A 23,718-nucleotide genomic window follows, 5' to 3' on the forward strand; every position below is an offset into this window, starting at 1 on the left:
GTGACGACCAGCCAGCACGAGATCAGCGACGAGATCGCGAAGATCCAGGCCGACTCACCGGGAGGTGCGCCGCTGCTGGACTTCGCGCCGTACCGCAGCACGACGTTGCGCCACCCGACCAAGGAGCCGCTGCACGTCGACCCCGAGGGCGCGGAGCTGTTCGCGCCCGTCTTCGGCCACTCGGACGTCGCGGCCGTCGAGTCGGACCTGACGCTGCAGCGCGGGGGCGAGCCGATCGGCGAACGCATCCGCGTGCAGGGCCGCGTGCTCGACGGCGACGGCCGCCCGGTGCGCCGGCAGCTCGTCGAGATCTGGCAGGCCAACGCGGCGGGCCGCTACGCGCACCAGGGCGACCAGCACCCGGCGCCGCTCGACCCGAACTTCACCGGCGTCGGCCGCTGCCTGACCGACGACGACGGCTGGTACTCGTTCACGTCGATCAAGCCGGGCCCCTACCCGTGGCGCAACCACCACAACGCCTGGCGGCCCGCGCACATCCACTTCTCGTTGTTCGGCACGGACTTCACCCAGCGGCTGATCACGCAGATGTACTTCCCCGGCGACCAGCTGCTGGCGCTGGACCCGATCGCGCAGTCGATCACCGACCCCGCGGCGCTGGACCGGCTCATCGCCTCCTACGACCACTCGCGGTCCGAGCACGAGTGGCTGCTGGGCTACCGGTGGGACATCGTGTTGACCGGCAGCCACGCGACCTACCTGGAGCCGTCCGATGACTGACGCGACGCCCGGCCAGACCGTCGGGCCGTTCTTCCACCACGCGCTGGCGTTCCCCGGCGACTCCGAGCTGGTGCCGTTCGGCTCGGCCGGATCCGTGGTGCTGCACGGGTACGTCCACGACGGCGCGGGGGAGCCGGTGCCCGACGCGATGATCGAGATCCGCCAGGCCGACGCCTCCGGGGTCGTGCCGCGGGTGGGCGGGTCGCTGCGGCGGCGCGGAGCCCGGTTCACCGGCTGGGGCCGCTCCTGCACCGACGGCGCCGGGCACTACTGGTTCAGCACCGTCGAGCCCGGACTGCCGTTATTCGCGGTCACGGTGTTCGCCCGCGGGCTGCTCGACCGGCTGTTCACGCGCATCTACCTGCCCGGTGCCGCGGACGCGGTGGACGGGCTGGTCGCCTCGCGCGAGGACGACGGCCGGCTGCGGTTCGACATCCACCTGCAGGGTCCGTCCGAGACGGCGTTCTTCACGTTCCCGCGGACGTGATCGTGCTCCCCGGTTCCCACCGCGCCGCCGGCCTCCTCGACGACACCGCGCTGGTGCGGGCGATGCTGGAGGTCGAGGTCGCCTGGGCGCGCGTGCTCGGGTCGGAGCTGGACCTGGGCGACTGGGTGCCCTCGCTCGACCCCGTCGAGGTCGAGGCGGCGGGCAACCCGGTGCTGCCGCTCGTGTCCGCGCTGCGCGCCAGGGTCTCCGAACCCGTCCACACCGGACTGACCAGTCAGGACGTGCTCGACACCGCGCTGGTGCTGCTGGCGCGCGGAGCGCTGCGGCGGGTGTCGGTGGACCTCGAACGGGTCGCCGCCGCGCTCGCCCGGCTCGCCGGCGAGCACCGGTCCAGCGTGATGGCGGGGCGGACGCTGACCCAGCACGCCGTGCCGATCACGTTCGGGCTCAAGGCCGCGCGGTGGCTCGTCGGCGTGCTCGACGCGCTGGACGAGCTGGAGTTCGTCGTGCGGAACCTGCCGGTGCAGTGCGGGGGTGCGGCCGGAACGCTGTCGCGCGTCGACAACCCGGTCGAGTCGGCGTCGGCGCTGGCCCGTCACCTGCGACTGGTGTGGCCGGGCATGCCGTGGCACACCTGCCGCGCACCGATCACCCGGCTCGGCGACGCGGTGGTGCGCGCGTGCGACGCGCTCGGCGTGCTGGCCGCGGACGTGCTGACGCTGGGACGGCCGGAGATCGGCGAGGTCGCCGAGGGGTTCGTGGCCGGGCGGGGCGGGTCGTCCACCATGCCGCACAAGCGGAACCCGGTGCTGTCGGTGCTCGTCAACAGCGCGGCCATGCGAGCCCCCGGGCTGGGGGCGCAGCTGCACCTGTGCGCGGCGCGGGCGGTCGACGAACGGCCGGACGGCGCCTGGCACGCCGAGTGGCCGGCCCTGCGGGCGTTGCTGGAGCTGGCGGTCGTGGCGGCGTCGCAGGCGGCCGAACTGGTGGAGGGGCTCGAGGTGCACGCGGACGTGATGGAGCGCCGGGCCCGCGAGGCCGCCTCGGACCTGCTGGCGGAGCGCGGCGGCGGTGACGACCCCGGCTCGTACCTCGGTGCGGCCGAGGTGTTTGTGGACGAGGCGCTGAAGCGGTGGGAGTGGCGCGATGACCGAGGCGTTTGAGGAGAAGCGGTGTCCTACGACGACGGCATGAAGGTCCGGCGTGAGGTGCTCGGCGACGCGCACGTCGACAGGGCGCGGCCCGACGCGTTCACGCAGGACTTCCAGGAGCTCATCACCAAGTACGCGTGGGGCGAGATCTGGACGCGGCCGGGGCTCGACCGGCGTACGCGCAGCGCGATCACGCTCACGGCGTTGATCGCGCTGGGGCACTGGGACGAGCTGAAGCTCCACGTCGCGGCGGCCGTGCGCAACGGACTGAGCCAGGACGAGATCGCCGAGGTGCTCCTGCAGAGCGCGATCTACTGCGGGGTTCCCGCGGCCAACCACGCGTTCTCGGTGGCGCGGCAGGTGTTGCAGGAGGGCTTGTGAACACTTTCGCTGGAGGGACTCCCATGACGCGCACCCAGGTCGGCATCGTCGGCGCGGGCCCTGCAGGGCTGATGCTCTCGCACCTGTTGTCGCTCAACGGCATCGACAGCGTCGTCGTCGACAACAGGACGAGGCGGGCGATCGAGACCACGGTCCGCGCCGGCATCCTCGAGGCCGACAGCGCCAGGCTGCTCGTCGACACCGGCGTGTCGGACCGCGTGCTGCGCGACGGTCACCCGCACGAGGGCATCGACCTGCGCTTCGGCGGCGAGAGCCACCGCGTCGACTTCCGCGCGCTGGTCGGTGAGTCGGTGTGGCTCTACCCGCAGACCGACGTGTTCGTGGACCTGGCTAACGCCCGCGAACGCGACGGCGGCGACGTCCGGTTCGGCGTCAGCGACACGTCCGTGGACGTCAACGCGCCCGCGATCCGGTTCGTGGACAGCGACGGCGTGCGGCAGGAGGTGCGCTGCGACCTGCTCGTGGGCGCGGACGGCTCCCGCTCGATCTGCCGCGCCGAAGTCCCGGAGGCCCTCCGCACGCACAGCTACCGCGAGTACCCGTTCGCCTGGTTCGGCATCATCACCGAGGCCCCGCGCAGCGCCCCCGAACTGGTCTACGCCCACTCGCCGCGCGGCTTCGCCCTGATCAGCCAGCGCACCGAGACCCACCAGCGCATGTACTTCCAGTGCGCGCCCGAGACGAACGCCGACCAGTGGACCGACGACCGCATCTGGGAGGAACTCCAGTCGCGCGTGGCCGGCCCCGACGGCTTCACCCTGAACGAGGGCCCGATCACCGAGAAGACCGTGCTGCGCTTCCGCTCGTTCGTCGCGGAACCCATGCGCCACGGCAAGTTGCTGCTGGCGGGCGACGCCGCCCACACCGTCCCCCCGACCGGCGCGAAAGGCCTCAACCTCGCCCTGCAGGACGTCCGGGTGCTCGCCGAGGTCATCGAACGAGCGCTGGTCAAGAACGACGACGACGCCCTCGACGAGTACGGCCCCCGCGCGCTGGACCGGGTGTGGAGGGCGCAGCACTTCTCGTACTGGATGACCACGATGCTGCACGCCCTGCCGGCCGCGACGGACTTCGACGTGCGGCGGCAGCTCGGGGAGCTGCGGTCGGTGGTGGGGTCGGAGGCGGGGTCGCGGTTCCTGGCGGAGGGGTACACGGGCTGCTGGCCCGCTTGAACCGAGGTCAGCCCAGCACCTCCACCTCACCGCCGCGATGACCGGGCGGCACGACCGTGAGCACGTCGGCCGGCGCCGCATCCCGCAGCGACCCCGGCCGGTCGTGCCCGACGGTCACCGCCAGGCCGCCTGATCGCGTGACCGGCACCAGTCGCGTGTCCGTGCGGTGCGTGCCGCCGTCGCCCAGTCAGGCGGTGACCGGTGGCCTCGCGGCGTGACCGCCGAGCGTGTCGAGGAGCGGCTGGAGCAGCGTCAGCACGGCGGCGTGGAGGAGACCGACGTCGGGGCGTTCGCGCCGCACGGTGCTCTGGGCCGCTTGGGCAGCGGTGCTCGCGGCCTGCTGGCGGCCGTCGTCCTCGCGTCGCAGGGACCCTCGTTCGCGTTCACCGCGGCGGGCGTGCTCGGGCTGGCGGGCGCCGTGCTCACGAGGCACCAGTCCCGACCCGGAATGCCCCGGCGTGAGCCGCGTGTCACGGCTCACGCCGGGGTGGCACCAGACTTCGGGTGACGACTTCGACCTCGCCGCGGGGTTCCTGGTCAGCGAGGGCGTGGTGCGCTCGCCGTCGCACCGCCGGACCCGTCGATCGAGCGCAACTTCTACACCACCTCGTCCTGCGGCCTGTGCGGCAAGGCGAGTCTCGACGCGGTGCGCACCGTCGCGACCTGGCAGGTGGCGAACGACCCGCTCCGCGTCGACCCGAAGCTGATCACCGAGTTCCCGACGAAACTCCGTGCCGCGCAACGGGTCTTCGACCGCACCGGCGGCCTGCACGCCGCCGGCCTGTTCGACGGGCGGGGCAACCTGCTGTGCCTGCGCGAGGACGTCGGCCGGCACAACGCGGTCGACAAGGTCGTCGGCTGGGCCACCCGCGGCGGCCGGCTGCCGCTCACCGGCACCGTGCTGCAGGTGAGCGGACGGGCGTCGTTCGAGCTGGTGCAGAAGGCGGTCATGGCGGGGATCCCGGTGCTCACGGCCGTGTCCGCGCCGTCGTCGCTGGCCGCCGACCTGGCGGAGGAGATGGGCGTGACGCTCGTCGGGTTCCTCAGGGGCACCTCGATGAACGTCTACACCGGCGGCCACCGGCTGGGACTCACCGCCGCCGCCCGCTAGTAGATGACCAGGCCGCCGACCGGGACCGCAGCGACATGCCCGGTCGGCGGCCTTCCCGCCGCCAGCGCGAGACCGACGTCGACCAGTGCCGCCCGGCGCAGGCCCGCGACGTCGGCGAGCGGTGTCCACAGAGGATCGGAGGTCGCCCCGTTCGGCTCGGGCCGCGGCTCCCCGGTGATCCGGACCTGGTAGAAGACGCCGATGTTCTGGTGCGGTCCCTTCTCGGGCATGTGGCGTTCGGCCGCGGGGATGAACCGGGAGTCCACGCCCAGCAGGCGTGTCACGGCAGCGGCGCACCCGGTCTCCTCCGCCACCTCCCGGACCACCGCGTCGAACGGGTCCTCGCCGTGCTCCACCGCGCCGCCGGGCAACGACCAGTGGCCCTCGTCGAACGCTGACGCACAACGAACCAGCAGCACGCGGTCGTTCTCGATGGCCACCGCGTAGGCCCCCAGGCGGAAGGTCGTCATGCCGGCACGTTAGCCCGTAAGGGGTCCTCCGCGAGGATGATGCCGCACGGCGGACGCGATCTTGAACGCGCCGACCTAGTGTTCTGCCCATGTTGACTGTCAGGGGGATCAGCCGGAGCTTCGGCGATCACAAGGTGCTCGACGAGGTGAGCTTCGACGTCCGGCCCGGCCGCATGACGGGCTTCCTGGGCGCCAACGGGTCGGGCAAGACCACGACCATGCGGATCGTCTTGGGGGTGCTCGCCGCGCACGGGGGCACGGTGAGCTGGAAGGGGACCGAGGTCGGGTCGGACAACCGGCCCGACTTCGGGTACATGCCGGAGGAACGCGGCCTCTACCCGAAGATGAAGGTGCGCGACCAGATCACGTGGCTGGCGCGGTTGCACGGCGTCGACCGGGAGACCGCGCGGCGCAACACCGACGAGCTCCTGGAGGACCTGGAGCTGACCGGCCGAGCGGGGGACCGGCTGGAGGAGCTGTCGCTCGGCAACCAGCAGCGCGTGCAGATCGCGGCCGCGCTGGTGCACGAACCGGACGTGCTGATCCTCGACGAGCCGTTCTCCGGCCTCGACCCGATCGCCGTCGAGACCGTGCTGGACGTGCTGCGCAAGCGCGCCGCCGCCGGGGTGCCGGTGCTGTTCTCGAGCCACCAGCTGGCGATCGTCGAACGGCTCTGCGACGACGTCGTGATCATCTCGAAGGGACGGATCGCGGCGAACGGGTCGCGCGAGGAGTTGCGCGCGAAGCACGCGGGCGATCGGTACGAGATCGTCGTGGAGCAGGACGCGGGCTGGGTCCGCGACGTGCCCGGCGTGACGATCCTGGAGCTCGACGGCCCGCGCGCCGTGTTCGAGGCGGCACCCCAGCAGGTGCTCAGGGCGGCGCTGGACCGCGGCGAGGTCCGCTCGTTCACGCCCGTCGTGCCCACGCTGGACGAGATCTTCAAGGAAGTGATCTGACATGGCCCGCGCGTCCTTCAGCCAGGCGACGTGGCTCGTCGCCGAACGCGAGATGAAGACCCTGGTCGGCACCAAGGGTTTCTGGATCGGCTTCCTCTTCACGATCGTCGGGTTGTTCGCGCTCACCGTGCTGCCGACGGTGTTCGGCGGCGACGACCCCGAGGTCGCCGTCGTCGGCTCCGCCTCGCAGGTGGTGCGGGGCAAGGCACTCGACGTCCGCGAGGTCGGCAGCGTGCAGGAGGCCGCCGACCTGGTCAGGGCCGACGAGGTCGAGGCGGCGATCGTGCCGGACGGCGCCGGGATCAAGGTCCTCGCGCTCAACTCCCCGCCCAACTCCGTGATCCGCGAGCTCGTCGAGTCGCCGCCGGTGGAGCTGCTGGAGGGCTCGGTGGTGACGTCCGGGCAGCGGTCCGTCACGGTGATCGTGTTCGGGCTGGTGTTCCTCATGTTCGGCATGGGCGGCGCCGCCATCGCGCAGAGCACCGTGACCGAGAAGCAGACGCGGATCGTGGAGATCCTCGTGTCGACGGTGCCGGTGCGGGCACTGCTCGCGGGCAAGATCCTCGGGCACACGATCCTCACGCTCGGCCAGGTCGTGGTGCTGGCGCTCGTGGCGCCGATCGCGTTGCGGGTGGCGGGGCTCGGTGAGCTGCTGGGGGTGGTGGCGCCCGCGCTCGGCTGGTTCGTCCCGTTCCTGATGCTCGGGTTCGTGCTGATCTCGTCGATGTGGGCGGTGGCCGGCGCGCTGGTCAGCCGCCAGGAGGACCTCGGCTCGACGATGGGCCTGGTCATGCTCGCGGTGATGGGCCCGTACTTCGGCGTGCAGTTCTTCTACGAGAACCCCGTCGTGCTCAAGTGGATGTCGTTCGTGCCGTTCACGGCCGGCGTCGCGATGCCGGTCCGGTTGTTCGCCGAGCAGGCCCAGGCGTGGGAGGCCCTGCTGTCGATGGGCATCCTCGCGGCCACCGTCGTGGTGATCCTGCTGGTCGCCTCGCGGCTCTACACCGGCTCGCTGCTGCAGACCGGTGCGCGGGTGAAGCTGTCGAAGGCCTGGGCACCGGCAGAATAGGCCGCATGATCGCTGATCCGATTCGCCTCGCCGTCGTCGGCCTGGGAGCCATGGGCACCCGGATGCTGGCGGCGGCGCGGTCCCATCCCGGCTACACCGTGGTCGCGGGTGTCGACGTCGCACCCCGCACGCTCGACGTCCCGGTCGTCACCTCGCTCGACGACGTGCTGTCCGATGTGGACGCCGTGTACGTCTCGACGCCACCCGCGTCGCACGCCGAGCTCGTGCTGAAGGCGTTCGCCGCCGGCAAGGCGGTGTTCTGCGAGAAGCCGCTGGCCGTCGACCTCGCCGAGGCCCGCGCGCTGGCCGAGGCCGCCGAGGGCCGCCCGAACGCCGTCAACTTCGCGCTGTCGGACATGGTCGCGACGCTCGAGATCGAGCGCCTGCTGCCGTCGCTCGGCGAGCTGCGGGGCGTCGAGGTCCGGCTGCAGTTCCCGCGCTGGCCCAGGGCGTTCCAGGCGGATGCGACCTGGCTGTCCCGGTCCGAGCAGGGCGGGTTCGTGCGCGAGGTGCTGTCGCACTTCGTCTACCTGACCGACCGGGTGCTCGGGCCGCTCACCGTCGAGTCGGTGTCGGCGGACTTCCCCTCGCCCGGTGCCGCCGAGGTCGCGGCACGCGGTGTGCTGCGGGGCGCTGGCGTGCCGGTGCACGTGTCCGCGTTCTCCGGGCTGGCCGGGCCCGAGGTCTACGAGTGGACCGCCTGGGGCACCGAGCGGTCGCTGCGCCTCGACCAGTGGGCGCTGCTGTCCACTTCGGACGGCGGACCGTGGGAGCGGGTGCCGCTGGAGCAGACCGGGTCGGACTACTCCAGGCTCACGCTGTTCGCGGAGGCGGTCAGGGGAGGGCACCCGCGTGACCTCGCGGACTTCGCGAGCGGGCTGAGGGTGGCCGAGGTGGTCGAGGCGTTCCTGCGGTGATCCGCCCGCACGGATCCGGCGAGGCACCGGATCCGTGCGGGTCGTTCCTCAGCCGAGCACCTCGCGCAGCCTGGCAGCGAACTCCTCCGGCTTGCCCGCGTACCCGAACTCGCCGCCCATGAACCCGCCGTGGTGGCTGGGGAACACCACCGCGTCCTGCCCGAGCAGCTGTGCCGTGTGGACGGCCGTGCGCGCGGTGAACGCGTCCCCGGTCTCCTCACCCACGGCGATCACGATCCGGGCGGGCGCGGCGACGAGGTCCTGCACCCGCGGGTAGTAGTCGGTGATGGCGAGCGAGGCGGTGCCGAGCAGCGGGTCGTCGCGCTTGCCGTCGTCCTCGGCGGGCATGCCGAACTGCGCCGGGTCCGGCAGCGGCTGCGCGAAGTACTCGTCGGTGAACTCGCCCTGGTGCGAGCTCATCTGGATGAACGCCGCCATGCCCGCGCCCTGGCCCTTGGCCTGGTAGGCCTCCATGAACGCGTCGCGTGCCCTGCGAGCGGCGGCCGCGTCGGGCAGCACGTCGATGATCGGTGGTTCGTGCGCGACGAGCGTGAGGACGTCGCCGGGGTAGGCCGCCACGAGCTCGAGGGCCGTGACCGCGCCACCGCTGGACGCGAACAGGTCCACCGGTCCGCCGACGGCCTGGATCACCGCGTGCACGTCGGCGGCCTGGGTCTCCGGTGTGTTGTCGGTGCGGCCGTCCGATCGTGTGCTTCTGCCTATGCCGCGCGGATCGTAGGTGATCACCTTGCGGTCGGGGAACTGCGCGCGCAGGGCCGTGAAGCCGCTGGCGTCCATGGGCTGGCCGATCATCATCAGCGGGCGGCCCTCGCCGCTCACGTCGTAGGCGATGGCGGCCTGATCGGTGTCCAGAACGTGGGATTTCATGGGTTTCTCCCCAGTCGGGTCGGGTCTGAGCAGCCTAGTCACAAACGTGAACCGCGGCGGCCCGACAAACCGGTCGACCTGCATGTTCCTCGCTGATATCAAGGCCTGCATGACGCGAACAGCAGTGGTGACCGGCGGCGGCACGGGCATCGGCAAGGCGGTGGCGGCGCGGCTCGCCGGACAGGGTCTGGACGTGGTGATCACGGGGCGCAGGGAGGACGTCCTGAAGGCGGCGGCGCAGGAGATCGGCGCGCGGGCGGTGGCGTTCGACGCGACCGATCCGGAGGCGGTGCAGGCGGCGCTGAGCGACCTGCCGTCGCAGGTGGACGTCCTGGTGAACAACGCGGGCGGCAACGTCGCCCGGCGGCGTCCGGCGCCGGAGAGCCTCGCGGACGTGCGGGACCTCTGGGTCGCGAGCTACGAGACCAACGTCGTCAGCGCGGTGCTCGTCACGACGGCGCTGGAGCCGCGCCTGGCCGACAACGCCCGCGTGGTGACGCTCGGGTCGATCGCGGGCCGGCGGGGGTCCGGTTCCTACGGCGCGGCCAAGGCCGCGGTCGAGGCGTGGACGGCGGACCTGGCGTTCGCGCTGGGAGGCAGGGGCATCACGGTCAACGTGGTGTCACCGGGTGTCACCGACGACACGGAGTTCTTCGGCGGCACGCTGAGCGAGGAGAGGCGCAAGGTGCTCGTCGGCACCACGGCGAACGGCCGGTCCGGCACCCCGGCGGACGTCGCCGCGACCATCGCGTTCCTGACGTCCCCGGAGGCGGGGCACATCACCGCGCAGGTCATCGGCGTGAACGGCGGAGCCGGCCTCGGACGCTGAACCCGATCACCGCCACCAGCACGACCACGAGCGCGATCCACGAGAACTCCGCGAGGTAGTGCTCGGCGGCCTCTCCGACGAAGTAGACGGCCGCCGTCGTGCCGCCGGCCCACGCGATGCCGCCGGCGGCGTTGGCCAGCAGGAACTTCCCGTAGCGCATGCCCATCGTGGCCGCGAGCGGACCGGACAGGATCCGCAGCAGCGCCACGAACCGGCCGAAGAAGACCGCCCAGGCGCCGTACTCCTCGAACACCGCGCGGGCGCGCCCGACCTTGTCCTCGCTGAAGTGGCTCGGGAACTTCTCACCGGCCCACCCGAAGATCCGCGGCCCGAACTGCTTGCCGAGCGCGTACCCGATGCTGTCGCCGATGATCGCTCCGGCGGATGCCGCGATGCCGACCCACAGCGGTGAGAGGCCGTCGTGGTGCGAGGCCATGAGCGCGGCCGCGACGAGCACGACCTCGCCCGGCAGCGGGATGCCCATGCTCTCGACGCCGACCACCAGGCCCACGACCAGGTAGACCAGGAGCGGTGGAACGGTGTGGAGCCACTCGGTCAGCACACCGATGATCTTCCTCCAGACGGACGCCGTCGGCCACACGTCGCCTTGATCGACGACGCGAAGGCCGGGGAGCGCGGCGACGTCGTCGACGAGGCGATCAGGGCCCGCGGCGTGCCGCTGTACCTGGGACGGCCGAGTCCGGCCGGTTCCTGCCGGGGCAGCAGACCGCGGCCTACCCGGCACCCGTCGCGATCCTCGACCCGCCGCGGCGATCGAGCCGACGGTCGACGCGCTGCTGGAGGCGGTGGAGATCTGACGGGCTACAGGCGCCCGCGGACCTCCTCCGCCTTCGGCTCGCCCAGTTCCTCGAACAACGCCACCGACTCGAGCCAGCACTTCTCCGCACCACGCCGGTCACCGAGCCCGTCCAGCGCCAGGCCGAGGTTGTCGAGCGACTCCGCCTGCCCGTAGAGGTCGCCGATCGCCCGGAACGTCTCCAGCGCCCGGTCGACGTACGACACGGCCTGCGGGAAGTCGAGCAGGCCGCGGTGCACCTCACCGATGTTGTTGAGCAGGATGGCCTCGCTGTACGGGTCCTTGATCTCCTGCCGGATCTCCAGCGCCCGCAGGTACCGCGCCAGCGCGAGGTCGAACCGGCCCGCGTCGGCGTGCAGGAGGCCGATGTTGTTGAGCAGCACGGCTTCGGTGTGCGCGTTGCCGAGCTCACGGGCGATCTCGGCCGCCTGCTCGTAACACGCCAGGGCGTCGTCGACCCTGCCCTGCGCCATGTACGCGATGCCGAGGTTGTTGAGGGCCGGTTCCTGCCGCGCCTTGTCGCCGAGCGCGCGGAAGATCGCGATGGCCTGCTGGGCGTGCTCGATCGCCTCGTCGTGCCGCCGGACCTCGCGCAGCGCGATGCCGAGCGTGATCAGCATCCTGCCCTCGGCTTCGCGGGCGCCGACGGACCGGGCCGCGGCCAGGGCGACGCCGTGCGTGTCGATCCAGTCCGCCCAGTGCTTGCGCAGGTTGAAGAAGTCCCACAGGCACTGGGCGAGGCTCCACGAGTGCTCCGGCAGGTCGTGCTCGGCGGCCTCTCGCACGGCGGCGACCAGGTTCGCCCGTTCGGTGTCGCACCACAGCAGAGCCGCGTCCCGGTCGGCGAACGTGCGCGGGTGCACGGACGGGTCCGGCGTCGCGATCTCCAGCTTGCGCTGGGGGTTCAGGCGTTGCGCGCTCTGCCAGGACGTGTGGACGTACCAGTCGAGCACGCGGCGGCGGGCCAGCGCACGGGAGGGCGGCGGTTCGGCGGCCGTGACCTGCTCGACGGCGTACGCGCGCAGCAGGTCGTGCAGGCCGTAACGGCTGGGTGTGTGCTGCTGCAACAGGTGTTCGTCGAGCAACGTCTCCAGCAGGTCGCCCGCCTCGTGCGCGGTCAGCCCGGCGAGGGCGGCGGCGGACTCGGCGGTGACGTCCTCTCCCGGGTGGAGTCCGAGGAGGCGAAACAGACGCCTCTGGTGGTCGGGCAACGCCTGGTACGAGAGGTCGAACACGCCCCGGACACCGAGACCGCCTCCCCGCTCCAGCTGTGCCACCAGGTCGCGCGTCGTCCACTGTGGACGGCGCGCGAGCCGTTTGGCGGCCAGCGCTACGGCGATCGGCAGGTGCCCGCACAGCTCCGCGATCCGTTCCGCGGCCTCGCGGTCCGCCTGCACCCGGTCCTCGCCGGCGATCCGGGAGAGCAGTGCCAGCGCCTCGCCGGGCGTGAAGACGTCGAGGAGGACGGACTTCACGCCGTCGAGCTGCAACAGGGTGCGGCGGCTGGTGATCAGCACCATGCAGCTGGAGCCGCCCGGCAGCAACGGCCGCACCTGGTCCTCACCGGCGGCGTTGTCCAGCAGCACCAACGCGCGCTTGCCCGCCAGCCGGTCGCGGTAGAGCGCGGCGCGTTCCTCCAGCGACTCCGGGATCTGCGCGCCGGGCACGCCGAGCAGGCGCAGGAAGCCCTCCAGCACGGCGGACGGCTCCGCGGGCAGCTCGTCGGCGTCGAACCCGTGCAAGTCGGCCCACAGTTGCACGTCCGGGTAACGCTGAACGAGCCGGTGTGCCGCCCTGACCGCCAGCTTCGTCTTGCCGACCCCGGCCATGCCCTCGATCGCGGAGATCACGACCGTGCTCTGCGGGCCCGGCTCGCACAGCCGCCGCAGCTCGGCCTCGCGGCCGGTGAACTCGGCGATGTCCATCGGCAGCTGGCGGTGCGCGTTCAAAGCCGCGGGCGAGGGCACCCGGCTTTCGAGGATCACCTGCTGCAACTGGCGCAACCGCGCGCCCGGCTCGACGCCGACCTGCTCGACCACGTGCCTGCGCGCCGTCGCGTAGGCCTCCAGCGCCTCGCCGCGACGACCGGAGCGGTCGAGCGCCACCATCAGCTGCGCCCAGAGCTCCTCGCGCAACGGGTGCAGCGCCGACTCCCGCCGCAGCCGGTCGATCACGTCGTCGAACCGGCCGAGCTCGATCGACGTCCTGGCGTACCTCTCGACGGCCGTGAGCCTGCGCTCCTGGATGCGGGTGAACTCGGCGCGCAGCAGCGGCCCCGCGTTCAGCTCGGCGGTCGGGATGCCGTGCCACTTGGCGAGGGCCTGTCCGAAGAGGTCTGCCGCGGCCGCGGTGTCGTTGTCCGCCAGGGCGTTCTCACCGTCGCGGACGAGCTGGTCGAACGCGTCGAGGTCCAGCTCGCCGGGTTCGACCACCAGCTGGTAGCCGTGGCCGGGACGGGTGATCAAGCGGTCCCCGAGCACCTTGCGCAACCCTGCGACGTAGGTGCGCAGGTTCGACTCGGGTGACACCGGCGGTGAGTCCCAGACCGCCTCCGTCAGCTGTGCGACGCTGACCGCCTCGTTCGCGTGCAGCAACAGCATGGTGAGCACCGCGCGCTGCCTAGGTCCGCCGAGCTCGAGCAGTGTGCCCGACCGCCGTACCGCCAGCGAGCCGAGCAACAGGAACTCCACAGGTCGATCGCTCCTCGATGATCCGGTCGTTGGGTGCACAGCCATACTCGCGCACTTCTCGACGGCCTGTGCACGCCCTGGGCGAAATCTGTGCACGCCCCCTGTCATCTTTGTGTCCAGATCCGGTACCTGCGCCGCCGGGCCCGAAAGCTCCTGGGAGTGGGGGTCGGCGCAGTCGCCGGGTCCGGTTCCCCCAGAACCCGGCCGGCGTGTGAAAGTCACCGCGCACGTCGGCCACCTACCGCAAGACCGGTGGCCCGGGCGGGTCCCCCAGACTGAACCGGGCCACCACCTTGCGGCGGGGGAGGGTCAGCGCCCCCAGCGGGCGCGCAGAGTCGCGGTGAAGGCCTCGAACTCGGCCGTCATCGACATCTCGTCCGGGTGGAGCAGCCACTGCTGTTGCAACCCGTCGACCACCGCGATCGTCATGCGCACGAGCGAACCGACCGGCGCCTCCTGCGCGATCTCACCTCGTGCCTGGCCGGCGTGCACGGCGTCGGTCAGCCACCGCCGCAGCCCGAAGTAGTGCTCCTGCACCCACCCGTGCGCCGGGTGGGCGGGTTCGGTCGCCTCGGCGGCCAGCCGCACGAACAACCCGACGAGGTGCGGCCGCGTCGAGTTGCGCGCCACCAGGGCTCCCAGCGCGTCGAACGCCGCCCAGCCGAGCGGCGGTCCGGCGCTGCCGGCCAGGAAGTCGCCGTCCTGCCGGTCGCGTTCCTCCAGCACGGCTGTCAGCAGCGCGGCCTTGCTCGGGAAGTGGTGCAGCAGACCGGACTGCGAGAGCCCGGTCCTCGCCGCCACCGCCGCGACCGACGTCCCCTTGAACCCGGTCAGCGCGAACAGCTCGGTCGCGACGGCCACCGCCTTGGCCCTGGACTCCTCACCGGACACGTCCACCCGCGACCTGGCCCGGTACCTCGGCGGGACCGACACGGCGTCACCTCACTCCTGATCAGCGGGCAGGGTAACGCGGACGTCGCCGAGCCCGCGGGCGATCAGCACCTCTCCGCCGGTCAGCGGGTGCCAGCCGTCCTGCCAGACGCGCTGGACCCGCGGGTCGCAGGGCACCTCGACGTGCGCGGTCCCGCCAGGGGCGAGGTCGGCGACGGCGAAGCCGATGAGGCGGACCGGCTCGTCGCGGGGACGCAGGTAGACCTGCACGACCTCCCGTCCTGCCCGGTCGCCGGTGTTCGTGACCTCCGCGGACACCGAGCCGACCAGACCGTCCACAACGGACAGCTCCGCGGTCCCGTACTCCCAGGTCGTGTAGCCGAGTCCGTGCCCGAACCAGAACAACGGGTTCGTCGCACCGCGGTAGCCGATCGCGGTGCCCTCCGAGTAGACCAGTTCGCCGTCGGACGGAACCAGGTTCAGCGCGTCGGCGTCCGCCCGCGGGAACGTCGTGACCAATCGCCCGGCCGGTTCGACGTCGCCGAGCAGCGCGGCCGCCACGGCGTCACCGGCCTCCTGCCCCGGCAGCCCGGCCCACAGCACGGCGTCCACCTGGTCGAGCCACGGCATGAGCACCGGCGTCGCCGCGTTCACCACGACGACCGTGCGCCGGGCGGCTGCCGCCACCGCCGCGACCAGCGCGTCCTGCTCGCCGGGCAGCGCGAGCGTGGTCTTGTCGAAGCCCTCGGTCTCCTGCTCCTCGGTGAGGCCGACGACCACGACCGCCACGTCCGCCTCGCGCGCGGCCCGCACCGCGGCACCGATCGCGTCGGCGGGGGAGCGGGGGACGGGCTGGGTGATCAGGCCGACCAGCGCGCTGGCGCCGCGGACGCGGGCCGTGATCCGGTCGCCCGGCGACAGCAGGACCTCCGCCGTCCAGTGTGGAGGCTTGAGCAGCGCCTCCTCGACGATGCCGTCGGCCCAGGCCAGGAGCGTGGCGTACTGCTTCCCGCCGACGTCGACGGTCCACTCGCCGAACCCGCGCACGCCGATCAGCATCCGCGTGGGCTCGTCCAGCACCACCTCGCCGGACACCTCGATCGACGTGGCGCCCTGCGCCCACCCGCCGTACGCGGCGAGTTCGGCGATCTCCATGTCGCGGGTCGCGAGCACCTCGCCGTCCGCGTCGAAGGTCGTGGCGCGGATGTCCGTCAGCACCCCGGCGCCGGGAGCGGCGTACCGGAGCCTGACCTCCACACCGTCCACAACGGACACCGCGTCCCCGAGTCGCGAGGTCAGGCCGTCCGCGATGCTGATCACGTGCGGTGGCCGCACGCCGGCCGAACCGCCGCCCTGGGCCACCGTGTCGATCGCGTGGCGGCCGATCAGCGCAACGCTGTCGTCCTGCAACGGCAGCACACCGGAGTTCGTCAGTACGGTCATGCCTCCGGCGGCGAACCTCCGCAGCTGCTCACGGCGGAGCGTGCTGTCGGGTGCGGGCAGGTCCTGCGGCCAGGCGCGCTGTTCGCCGAACGCCCCGGTCCGCGACGCCAGCAGCAGCAACCGGGCCACGTGGTCGTTGATGGTCGACTCCGCGACCTCGCCCGCCTCCACAGCCGCGACCAGCTTGTCCTCCCACGGCCCGCCGGGGCCGGGCATGGCGAGGTCGAGACCGCCGTTCGCGCTCGCCGCCGTGGACTTCGTGGCGAACCAGTCGGACATGAGCAGGCCGTCGAAGCCCCACTCGCCCCTCAGCACGCCCTCGACGAGTTCGGCGTGCTCGGTCGCGGGGACGCCGTTGACGTTGTTGTAGGCCGCCATGATCGCCCACGGCGAGGAGTCCTCGACGACGATCTCGAACGGCAGCAGGTAGATCTCGCGCAGGGTCTTCTCGTCGAGCACCATGCTCGCGGTGCGGCGCTCGGTCTCGGACTCGTTGGCCACGTAGTGCTTCGGCGTCGCGGCGATGCCCTTGTCCTGCAGGCCGCGCACGTAGGCGGCGGCGATCGCGGCCGTGAGCAGGGGATCTTCGCTGTAGGCCTCGAACAGGCGGCCGCCCAGGGCCGTGCGGTGCAGGTTGATCGTCGGGCCGAGCACGACGTGCACCTGCTGGGCCGCCGCCTCGTCCGCGAGCACCTCGCCGACCTCGCGTGCGAGCGCCGTGTCCCAGTGCTGGGCGAGCAGCGTGGCGTTCGGCAGGACGCAGGCGATCGTGCCGCCGCGCAGTTCGGCGCCGCGGACACCGGTCGGGCCGTCGGACAGCTTCAGCGACGCCAGCCCGATCTCCGGTTCGTCGTGCAGCGCGAAGAGCGCGGAACCGGTCAGCAGCCGGACCTTCCGAGCCAGGTCCAGGCGCGCGATCGCCTTCTCGATGTCCATGCTCCGAGCACACCAGAACCACCGACCGTGTGGTCGGTCGGTATACGTGCCTGTTACCGCTCGGTTATCTCGCGGTGATGTGACGCGGCGCGGCACACCCGTGGCACGCCTCTTCCTGTGTCCACGGGGAGGGGAATGGTGATGAAGATCGAGGTGCGGCTCCTGGGGCCGCTCGAAGTGCGCGGACCGAACGGACCGGTGCACTTCACCGGGGCGCGGCGGCGGGCCGTGTTCGCGTTGCTGGCGTTGAGGACCGGCCGTCTGGTGTCGAGATCGGCGCTGGTCGACGGGCTGTGGGGCGAGGACGTGCCGCCGACGGGCACCAAGACGCTGCAGGGGCACGTGGCCAAGGTCCGCCGGGCGCTGGAACTGGCCGGGGCCGACGGCGTGGTGCTGACGCGCGAACCCGGCTACCTGCTCGACGTGACGCAGGTCGTCGTCGACGTCGAGGAGTTCGACGAACACCTGCGCCGCGGCCGGTACGCGGAGGCGATCGCCCTGCACCGCGGTGATCCGCTGGCGGACTGCCCCGTCGAGGGCTGGGCGGACGCGGAGGTCGTGCGGCTGCGGGAGGCGCTCGCGTTCGCGGAGGAGAACCACGCGGCGGCGCTGTGCCTGGACGGCCGGTACGCCGAGGCGATCGCCCAGCTGGAACGGCTCGTCGCGCTGTACCCGCTGCGGGAGTCGTTGTGGGAGCTGCTGATGGAGGCCCAGCACCGGGCGGGTCGTGCCGGTGACGCGTTGCGGACGTACCGGCGGGTGCGCGCGCTGCTCGTCGAGGAGTTCGGGCTGGAGCCCGGTTCGGCGTTGCGGCGCAGGGAGGCGGCGGTGCTGGCCGGGTAGCGGGCCTGCTCGAAGCGGGGAGCACCGGGCGCGTGTCGGGGGTGCGCGCCGCGGTGCTCCCCGCTGTCCGGTCAGTGCGTCCCCCTCGGAGGCACTGACCGGGGGTGGACCGCGGCTCGCCCTGGGGGTGCGAGCCGCGATCCGGTCTCATCCTGCCGGTCGGCGGTGGTCAGCCGGTGGTCAAGATCAGCCGGGCCGGTACGAGCAGCGGTAGCCGGTGGTCACGGCGTCGCGCAGCGCGTCCGCCGTGGGCTGTTCGGTCGCCGCGATCGCGTCGATGGCGCGCCGGATCGCCTTGCGCACCGCGGTTCTGGCGCGTTCGGCGGGCCCGGCGAAGTTCCGGCCGCGGCCGCCCATGCCGGTCTCGCGTTCGAGGTGGCTGAGCAACGCCTCCAGCTCTGCCTCCAGGCGCGGTGTCGGGTCGTCGTCGAGCTGCGCGCGCAGGTCGCGGATGCGGGTGAGGTAGGCGGCACGGGCCACCGGGTCGAGCACCGGCTGGTTGCCGCTGTCCTCACCGCCGACCAGTTCCAGCGCGGCGATCTCCACACCGGGGTCCGCCACGAGCCGCGCGAGGTACCGCATGCCGACCAGGTCCTCGACGCGGATCTCCTTGCCGTGGTGGGACACCACCCACCACACGTTCTCCTTGCGGATCACGATCCGGCCGGCCAGCCCGTCCCGTGCCCGTGTCCACAGCGCGGCGCGTTCGTCCATGCCGATCGCCTTCGCGTCGCGGATGGCGACGTCGAACAGCTCCCGCCCGCGGTCACCGCCGACGAGGTGGGCGAGCGTGGCGCGGGCGTACGCGGTCATCGGCAGGTTGCCGAGCCGGATGTTCGTGGTGACGGCGCGCTCCAGGTGCCCGGTCGCGAGAGCGGACTCCCCGAACGTCGTCGCGGCGATGCCCAGCAGCAGCTCGGTCGAGCCGAAGCAGACGATCGCCGTCGCCGGGACCACGGGCAGGTCCGCGAACGGTTCCAGCAACCGGTACGCCTCCCGGGCGATCTCGGCCTCACCCAGCGCCGCCGCCACGTGGACCACGCAGAACATGCACGTGATCCACGTGCTGGACAGCGGAACCGCGCTCAGTCCGTTGATCGTCAATCGATGCATCGCCGACCGCGCGCGATCCCGTTGTCCCGCTTCGAGAGCCAGCAACGCGAGCGCCGCCTCGAAGCTGAACTCCAGGTCCGGCAGGGTGGGGGTGCGTGACCTGCTCGGCGAGGTCGACCAGTTCGCCACCGCGGCCCTGCAGCCAGCGGATGGCGAACAGGTGCGTGCTGTGGAACGTCTCCGCGTCCACGTCGCCTGCTTCGAGCCCGATCCGCAGGCAGTGCAGGGACTTCTGCTCGGCCTCGGCGAACCGTCCGGCGCGGATCGTGCGCATGACGTCCATCGCGGCGTGGAAGAACAGCAGACCCGGATGGTTCGCCGCCCGTCTCGCGAGTTCTGCCTGCGACCGTTCGGCGTGCGGGTCGCCCAGGCAGAACAGGTCCATCGTGCGGCGGCACAGGCCGCTGAGCGCCAGCAGGCCGAGTCTCGCCGCCGACGCGACGGAGACCAGTTCGTCGGCGAGCGCCAGCCGCAGGGCGGTGTGCTCCGGGGACCACAGCGCGTGGTGGGCAAGCGACAACGCCTCGGCGAGGGTCCGCGGATCGCCGGTGGCCCTGGCCTTCCCGAGCGCCTCCAGCACGGGCTCGGTCTCACGCCGGTCGTAGGCGTGCTCGGCGGCGAGCCTCGTGATCAGCCTGGTGCGCAACGGTTCCGGCGGGTGCCCGTCGAGGGCCTCGCGCAGGCGCGCGATCGCGAGGGCGCGGTCCGCACGGGCGCGGAACTTGTTGACCCACATGCCGGGCAGACCGAGTGCGGCCTCGGGGTCGCCGTCGCGGGCGGCCTGGTCGAGGAGGTCGCGGGCCTCGGTGATCCGGCCCTCCGCGAGTGCGGTGTGCGCACGCTCGACGATACGGGCCGCGTCCTGTTCCGGCGGCGACGGGAGGACAGGTGCGGTGTCCGCGGACGTGACGACGATGACGACGGGCAGGCGGTGGACGCTGCCCGCCACGACCTGCGTGAGCCGGGCCGCCTCCTCGCCCGCCAGGTCGACGTCGTCGATCACGATCAACGCGGGTGTCCCGGCCAGTGCCTCGACGACGTCCTCCGGTGCGGCGTCGAGCGTGGAGGTGTCGGCCCCCAGGCCCGCCAGCACCGCCTGCCACGGCCAGAACGCCGGAGCGTCCGCGCGGCAGCCGACCCAGGCGACGGCGAACCCGTGCGCCCGCGCCAGTTCCGCCGCCCGGACCAGGTGCCGCGTCCGTTCGGCGCCCGGTGGCCGGGTGACCGCGAAGAGCTGCCCGGACCCCAGTTTCGCCCGCTCGAACGCCGACTCCGGCACCAGCACAGCTTCACCCTCGAATGCACTTCTCCAGCCAGGACCGGGGAAACCTAGCGGAGTCCGCCGACCGCCACGTACGCGGTCGGCACGCATTTACCGGCGAAGCTTCGTCGAGGCGGACGCCACCTACTCGCGGTCCTCCAGGTAGCGGGTGTGGTCGGCCTGGCGTTGCGCGTCGGCGGCGTGGAACCGTTCGGCCGTTCTGATCGCGTCGGCGTGCAGCAGGTCCAGCTGCCGCACCAGTTCCGCGCCCGAACCACGTGCGGCGGCGTACCACCACGGCAGGTTCAGGTAGGTCTGCACGGACAGCGGCAGGTCGGTGCCCACGAGCCTCGTGACGGCGTGCAGGGCGTCCGGGTCGGCGCGCAGCTCGCGAGGGCGGTCGAGCAGGCCGTGCAGGACCTCGGCGATCTCCGCGACCTTCGGCGCGACCTCGTCCGGCACCTTCAAGCCGTGGACCTTCCGCACCAGCGCGTCCAGTTCGGACTTGAGCGCGCCGGCTTCCTCCTCGGGGTCGGTGACCAGGGTGATGCGCTCGGGTGGGGCGAGCAGCGCGCCGACGCCGTAGAGGCCGACGACCACCACGACCCAGTAGGAGCCCGCGACCCCGGCGAAGTGCAGGCCGAGCCCGATCAGCCCACCCGTGCAGCCGGCGAGGTTCTTCCAGGAGGCCAGGTACCTACTGATAGCCACGGATCTCCTTGAAGGCGGCGGAGAGCGAGCGGCTGCGGGCGTCGAACACCTTGCCCCCGCTCATCTTCGCGACCTGCTCCATCTCGGCCGTCGCGCTCTCGCCGAACAGCACCGGGAAGATCGGGATGCCCCTGAGGTCCTGCGGCAGCGCCTGGTGGAACAGCTGGAAGTCCAGGACGTCCTCGCTACCGGTGTTCTCGCCGTCGGTCATCAGCACGATGGACGTGAACCGGTCGGGGTCCGCGTCGATCTGCCGGCGCAGCACGTCGTAACCGCCGCGCAGACTGCTGTAGATCGCCGTACCGCCGGACGCGTCGAGGCTCGTGGCCGTGGCGCGGATCTGGTCGAGCACCGGGCGCGGGTCGTCCTGCGGCACCTCGTACTTCAGCGCCGGCCTCGCGCTGCTGCTGAACGGCAGCAACGTGACCTGCTCGCGCCCGTGGAACCGGCTGAACCTCCCGGCGAGCGACTCGTCGGCCCCGGTCAGCCCGGTGAGCGCCTGGCGCAGGCCGTCGATCCGGTCGCCCTGCATCGAGCCGGACGTGTCGAGCACGTAGAGCGTGCGGGACGGGCGGCGCAGCTGGTCGAAGTACGTGGTGATCAGACCGTCCACAGCGGACTGGCTGCCGGGGAACGGTAGCTCGACGAGATCCTTGACGGCGAACTTCGCGTCGAGCTGCACCTGGGGCGTGGCGGGACGCCGGTGCGTGGTCTCCATGATCTTGCGCTGGACGTCCTGCGACTTCAGGTGGTCGGACAGCTTCTGGTGCGCCTCACGGGCTTCCGACGTCGCCGACGTGAGCAGCGTCAGCGGGTAGTCCGCCGTCACCACCCCGTCGCTCGGGTAGACCAGCGTCAGCGGCTGGGGCGACGACAGCAGCACCGACTCGTAGTTGATCAGACCGTCCACTTCGGCGCCGGGGTCCTCCCCTCTGGCCCTGCGCTGGAACGCCTCGGTCAGCCAGCCGGAGGAGCCGGCGGACAGCTTCTGCGCGGAGAAGAACTGCTTGAGCTGCGGCGCGACGGCGTTGATGCGGGCGGCGTCCAGGGCAGAGCCCTCACCGGACAGCGCGGCCGCGACGCCCACCAGTGCCGAGAACCCGGAGTTCGAGGCGGACGGGTCGGTCATGCCGTAGGTGAACTTCTGCGCGCCCGCGGCCGCGGCGATCTCCGCCCAGCCGACGCGTTTCGTGTCCCAGCCGAGTTCCTCGACCTTGTCGGCGGGCAGACCGAGCACGACGGGGGAGGACATGACCTTGGTGGGCGTACCCAGCCGCTTCTGGGCGTCGGGCACCAGTTCGAGGTAGCGGTTGGAGGAGAACCAGACGGCGTCGAAGCCCTTCTCGGCCTCGCCACTGGCGACCTTGTCGGCGCCTTCGATGGTGCCGGTGAAGCTGAACTTCACGGTGACGCCGGTGGCGTCGGCCGCTTCTTCCAGGATCGGCTGGAGGTCGGCCAGTTCGCTGCCGGCCAGGACGCGGAGGGTGCCCGGGGTGGGGTCGCCGACGGGCGTGGCGGGGTCGGGGGAGTCGGAGCATCCCGCTAGCAGCGCCAGAGCGGCGGCTGCGGGGAGGAGGCGGCGGATCATGCGGGCTCCTGGGAGGAGGCTGGAGGTGGGAGGTGTGGGCGGCCGGTGGGGGCACAGGTGTGCGGGCAGGCGGCGGTGAGAGGTGCGGGGTCTGCGGCCACGCCGCGACCGGTCCCCGGTCTTCCGCAGCCGGTCACTGCCGGTCCCCGGTCTCCCGCACCCGGCTGAGGTGGTCGTGCGCGCGCCTGATCTCCGCGTCCAGCGCCGACACCGTGCTCGACATCGAGTCGGCCGCCCGCGCCTTGAACGTGTCGATCGCGTCGATCGCCGAGTAGATCTGGTCGAACGAGGTCCGCACCGCCTCGATGCCGACGGCCGGCGTGGACGCGATGCGCTGGACGTCCTGGCCCTGCACCGACATCAGCGTCGCGTTGGACTTCAGGATCGAGTCGGTGAGCCCTCGGACGGCGTCCACCTGGTCGATCACCTCGCGCTGACCCGCCAGCGCCGCTGCCACGGCCACGCCGATGCGCAGGGCGGTGACGGTGGTGCTGACGGCGCGTTCGATGCCCTTGACGAGTTCGTCGTTGTTGCGGCGCACCACGTCGAGGGCCAGGTAGCCCTGTGCGCAGACGGCGAGTTGGGTGAGGAGGTCCTGGTGTCGTTGGCGGAGGCCGAAGAGCACATCGGCGCGGAGTGCCTGGGCGCGGGCGGGTTCGGCCAGGTCGAGGATCGCCACCTGGCGTTCCACCGCCTCGTCCATCTCGGCGGCCAGGGCGGCGTCGCGGGAGAGCCGCGTCATCAGGTCCCAGAGGCGTTGCCGTTCGCCCTTGATGGCGGCGTTGTCGCGCTTGAGGGCGTCCTGGCCGGAGCGGAGTTTCAGCACGATGCGGTTGATCGGCTCGTCCGCCGCGCGGAGGCGGGCCAGCAGGCTCCTCGCCGCGTTGCCGCCGGGCAGCAGGCCGAAGAGCTTGCGGCCGGTCAGCTTGCTCAGGTCCTGCGGGTCCAGTTCGCGGACGGAGCGCCGCAGTTCGGTCAGGCTGGTCGAGACCTGGGCGCCGTGCGGTGACGAGACCGACGCCAGCGTGCGGTCGAGCAGGCGGCCCGCGATCTGGGCCGCGACCCGCATCTCGGACTCGCCGAGCACCAGCGCCTCGTCCACGATGCGGCCGAAGTCGGGCGACTGCGGGTCGACGGCGGCCAGGGAGGAGACGAAGGCCTCGGCACGCGCCGAGAGCTCTGCCTTGTCGGACAAGGGGATCAGGCCCGCGGCACGGTCGGCCGGGACGGGCTCGACCGGGTCCGGTGGCGTCAGCACGAAGTCGGACATG

General features: G+C 72.1%; 24 protein-coding genes. 12 read left to right on the forward strand and 12 right to left on the reverse strand.

The features are described 5' to 3' along the window. The 5 genes from pcaH to ND450_RS03075 are packed head-to-tail and all read left to right on the forward strand — an operon-like array spanning position 1 to position 3,911. Entirely contained in the window at positions 1 to 738 is a 738-nt protein-coding gene (pcaH, locus tag ND450_RS03055; protein WP_253324634.1) for a protocatechuate 3,4-dioxygenase subunit beta, read from the forward strand. Beyond that, positions 731 to 1,225: a protocatechuate 3,4-dioxygenase subunit alpha gene (locus ND450_RS03060; protein WP_253324635.1), complete on the forward strand. Its 495-nt coding sequence runs from the start codon at positions 731 to 733 to the stop codon at positions 1,223 to 1,225. The genes pcaH and ND450_RS03060 overlap by 8 nt, the downstream gene beginning before the upstream one ends. Further along, positions 1,222 to 2,349 carry a lyase family protein gene (locus ND450_RS03065; protein WP_253324636.1) on the forward strand — a complete coding sequence of 376 codons (1,128 nt, stop codon included), beginning with the start codon at positions 1,222 to 1,224 and terminating at the stop codon, positions 2,347 to 2,349. Before ND450_RS03060 ends, ND450_RS03065 begins: the two co-directional genes overlap by 4 nt. A 9-nt stretch (positions 2,350 to 2,358) precedes the next feature. Further along, complete coding sequence (gene pcaC / locus ND450_RS03070) at positions 2,359 to 2,718, forward strand: 4-carboxymuconolactone decarboxylase (protein ID WP_256557431.1); 360 nt, start codon at positions 2,359 to 2,361, stop codon at positions 2,716 to 2,718. Positions 2,719 to 2,741: 23 nt separating this feature from the next. Beyond that, the gene (locus ND450_RS03075) at positions 2,742 to 3,911 is read left to right on the forward strand and encodes a 4-hydroxybenzoate 3-monooxygenase (RefSeq protein ID WP_253324637.1); all 1,170 of its coding nucleotides are present in this window, start codon (positions 2,742 to 2,744) and stop codon (positions 3,909 to 3,911) included. A gap of 7 nt (positions 3,912 to 3,918) precedes the next feature. Here ND450_RS03075 and ND450_RS03080 read toward each other — a convergent pair whose 3' ends face one another. After that, entirely contained in the window at positions 3,919 to 4,059 is a 141-nt protein-coding gene (locus tag ND450_RS03080; protein ID WP_253324638.1) for a hypothetical protein, read from the reverse strand. A 66-nt stretch (positions 4,060 to 4,125) separates the two neighbouring features. Between ND450_RS03080 and ND450_RS03085 the strand changes: the two genes are divergently transcribed. Continuing rightward, the gene (locus ND450_RS03085; RefSeq protein WP_253324639.1) at positions 4,126 to 4,419 is read left to right on the forward strand and encodes a hypothetical protein; all 294 of its coding nucleotides are present in this window, start codon (positions 4,126 to 4,128) and stop codon (positions 4,417 to 4,419) included. 138 nt (positions 4,420 to 4,557) lie between these two features. After that, positions 4,558 to 5,022, forward strand: coding sequence for a formate dehydrogenase accessory sulfurtransferase FdhD (locus ND450_RS03090; protein ID WP_371927635.1), 465 nt, complete (start codon positions 4,558 to 4,560; stop codon positions 5,020 to 5,022). On the opposite strand, the gene ND450_RS03095 is transcribed toward ND450_RS03090, so the two are convergent. Continuing rightward, positions 5,019 to 5,492, reverse strand: coding sequence for an NUDIX hydrolase (locus ND450_RS03095; protein ID WP_253324640.1), 474 nt, complete (start codon positions 5,490 to 5,492; stop codon positions 5,019 to 5,021). The genes ND450_RS03090 and ND450_RS03095 overlap by 4 nt on opposite strands. 89 nt (positions 5,493 to 5,581) lie before the next feature. On the opposite strand from ND450_RS03095, the gene ND450_RS03100 reads away from it, so the two are divergent. Genes ND450_RS03100 through ND450_RS03110 form a run of 3 tightly spaced genes read left to right on the forward strand, consistent with a single transcriptional unit; the run spans position 5,582 to position 8,437 of the window. Then, positions 5,582 to 6,451: an ABC transporter ATP-binding protein gene (locus tag ND450_RS03100; RefSeq protein ID WP_253324641.1), complete on the forward strand. Its 870-nt coding sequence runs from the start codon at positions 5,582 to 5,584 to the stop codon at positions 6,449 to 6,451. Position 6,452: 1 nt separating this feature from the next. Beyond that, entirely contained in the window at positions 6,453 to 7,520 is a 1,068-nt protein-coding gene (locus tag ND450_RS03105; protein WP_253324642.1) for an ABC transporter permease, read from the forward strand. Positions 7,521 to 7,525: 5 nt separating this feature from the next. Then, entirely contained in the window at positions 7,526 to 8,437 is a 912-nt protein-coding gene (locus tag ND450_RS03110; protein WP_253324643.1) for a Gfo/Idh/MocA family protein, read from the forward strand. Between the two features lie 48 nt (positions 8,438 to 8,485). Here the strand turns inward: ND450_RS03110 and ND450_RS03115 are convergent, their stop codons facing one another. After that, positions 8,486 to 9,325 carry an alpha/beta fold hydrolase gene (locus ND450_RS03115; protein ID WP_253324644.1) on the reverse strand — a complete coding sequence of 280 codons (840 nt, stop codon included), beginning with the start codon at positions 9,323 to 9,325 and terminating at the stop codon, positions 8,486 to 8,488. Positions 9,326 to 9,434: 109 nt separating this feature from the next. On the opposite strand from ND450_RS03115, the gene ND450_RS03120 reads away from it, so the two are divergent. Next, positions 9,435 to 10,154 carry an SDR family NAD(P)-dependent oxidoreductase gene (locus ND450_RS03120; protein WP_089919933.1) on the forward strand — a complete coding sequence of 240 codons (720 nt, stop codon included), beginning with the start codon at positions 9,435 to 9,437 and terminating at the stop codon, positions 10,152 to 10,154. On the opposite strand, the gene ND450_RS03125 is transcribed toward ND450_RS03120, so the two are convergent. From ND450_RS03125 to ND450_RS03140, 4 genes are all read right to left on the reverse strand, one after another. Next, a complete protein-coding gene (locus tag ND450_RS03125) occupies positions 10,117 to 10,716 on the reverse strand; it encodes a DedA family protein (protein ID WP_253324645.1) in 600 nt (199 codons plus the stop codon). The two genes, ND450_RS03120 and ND450_RS03125, sit on opposite strands and share 38 nt — an antisense overlap. A gap of 260 nt (positions 10,717 to 10,976) precedes the next feature. Next, positions 10,977 to 13,661, reverse strand: a complete 2,685-nt coding sequence (locus ND450_RS03130) for an AfsR/SARP family transcriptional regulator (RefSeq protein ID WP_253324646.1) — start codon at positions 13,659 to 13,661, stop codon at positions 10,977 to 10,979. 309 nt (positions 13,662 to 13,970) lie between these two features. Continuing rightward, positions 13,971 to 14,594: a TetR/AcrR family transcriptional regulator gene (locus tag ND450_RS03135; protein ID WP_253324647.1), complete on the reverse strand. Its 624-nt coding sequence runs from the start codon at positions 14,592 to 14,594 to the stop codon at positions 13,971 to 13,973. A gap of 9 nt (positions 14,595 to 14,603) precedes the next feature. Next, the gene (locus ND450_RS03140) at positions 14,604 to 16,931 is read right to left on the reverse strand and encodes a glycoside hydrolase family 3 C-terminal domain-containing protein (RefSeq protein WP_253324648.1); all 2,328 of its coding nucleotides are present in this window, start codon (positions 16,929 to 16,931) and stop codon (positions 14,604 to 14,606) included. Positions 16,932 to 17,072: 141 nt separating this feature from the next. Between ND450_RS03140 and ND450_RS03145 the strand changes: the two genes are divergently transcribed. Further along, the gene (locus ND450_RS03145) at positions 17,073 to 17,774 is read left to right on the forward strand and encodes an AfsR/SARP family transcriptional regulator (protein WP_253324649.1); all 702 of its coding nucleotides are present in this window, start codon (positions 17,073 to 17,075) and stop codon (positions 17,772 to 17,774) included. A 186-nt stretch (positions 17,775 to 17,960) separates the two neighbouring features. Here ND450_RS03145 and ND450_RS03150 read toward each other — a convergent pair whose 3' ends face one another. The 5 genes from ND450_RS03150 to ND450_RS03170 form a co-directional block, all read right to left on the reverse strand. Further along, positions 17,961 to 18,824, reverse strand: a complete 864-nt coding sequence (locus ND450_RS03150; RefSeq protein WP_253324650.1) for a hypothetical protein — start codon at positions 18,822 to 18,824, stop codon at positions 17,961 to 17,963. Beyond that, complete coding sequence (locus tag ND450_RS03155) at positions 18,787 to 20,172, reverse strand: hypothetical protein (RefSeq protein ID WP_253324651.1); 1,386 nt, start codon at positions 20,170 to 20,172, stop codon at positions 18,787 to 18,789. The genes ND450_RS03150 and ND450_RS03155 overlap by 38 nt, the downstream gene beginning before the upstream one ends. A 120-nt stretch (positions 20,173 to 20,292) precedes the next feature. Then, complete coding sequence (locus ND450_RS03160) at positions 20,293 to 20,859, reverse strand: hypothetical protein (RefSeq protein WP_371927636.1); 567 nt, start codon at positions 20,857 to 20,859, stop codon at positions 20,293 to 20,295. Further along, positions 20,846 to 22,447, reverse strand: coding sequence for a VWA domain-containing protein (locus tag ND450_RS03165; protein WP_253324652.1), 1,602 nt, complete (start codon positions 22,445 to 22,447; stop codon positions 20,846 to 20,848). The genes ND450_RS03160 and ND450_RS03165 overlap by 14 nt, the downstream gene beginning before the upstream one ends. Positions 22,448 to 22,580: 133 nt before the next feature. Then, the gene (locus tag ND450_RS03170; RefSeq protein WP_253324653.1) at positions 22,581 to 23,717 is read right to left on the reverse strand and encodes a toxic anion resistance protein; all 1,137 of its coding nucleotides are present in this window, start codon (positions 23,715 to 23,717) and stop codon (positions 22,581 to 22,583) included. Position 23,718 lies beyond the last annotated feature (1 nt).

Origin of the sequence: Lentzea sp. HUAS12, assembly GCF_024125735.1 — a bacterium.
Lineage (GTDB): Bacteria > Actinomycetota > Actinomycetes > Mycobacteriales > Pseudonocardiaceae > Lentzea > Lentzea albida.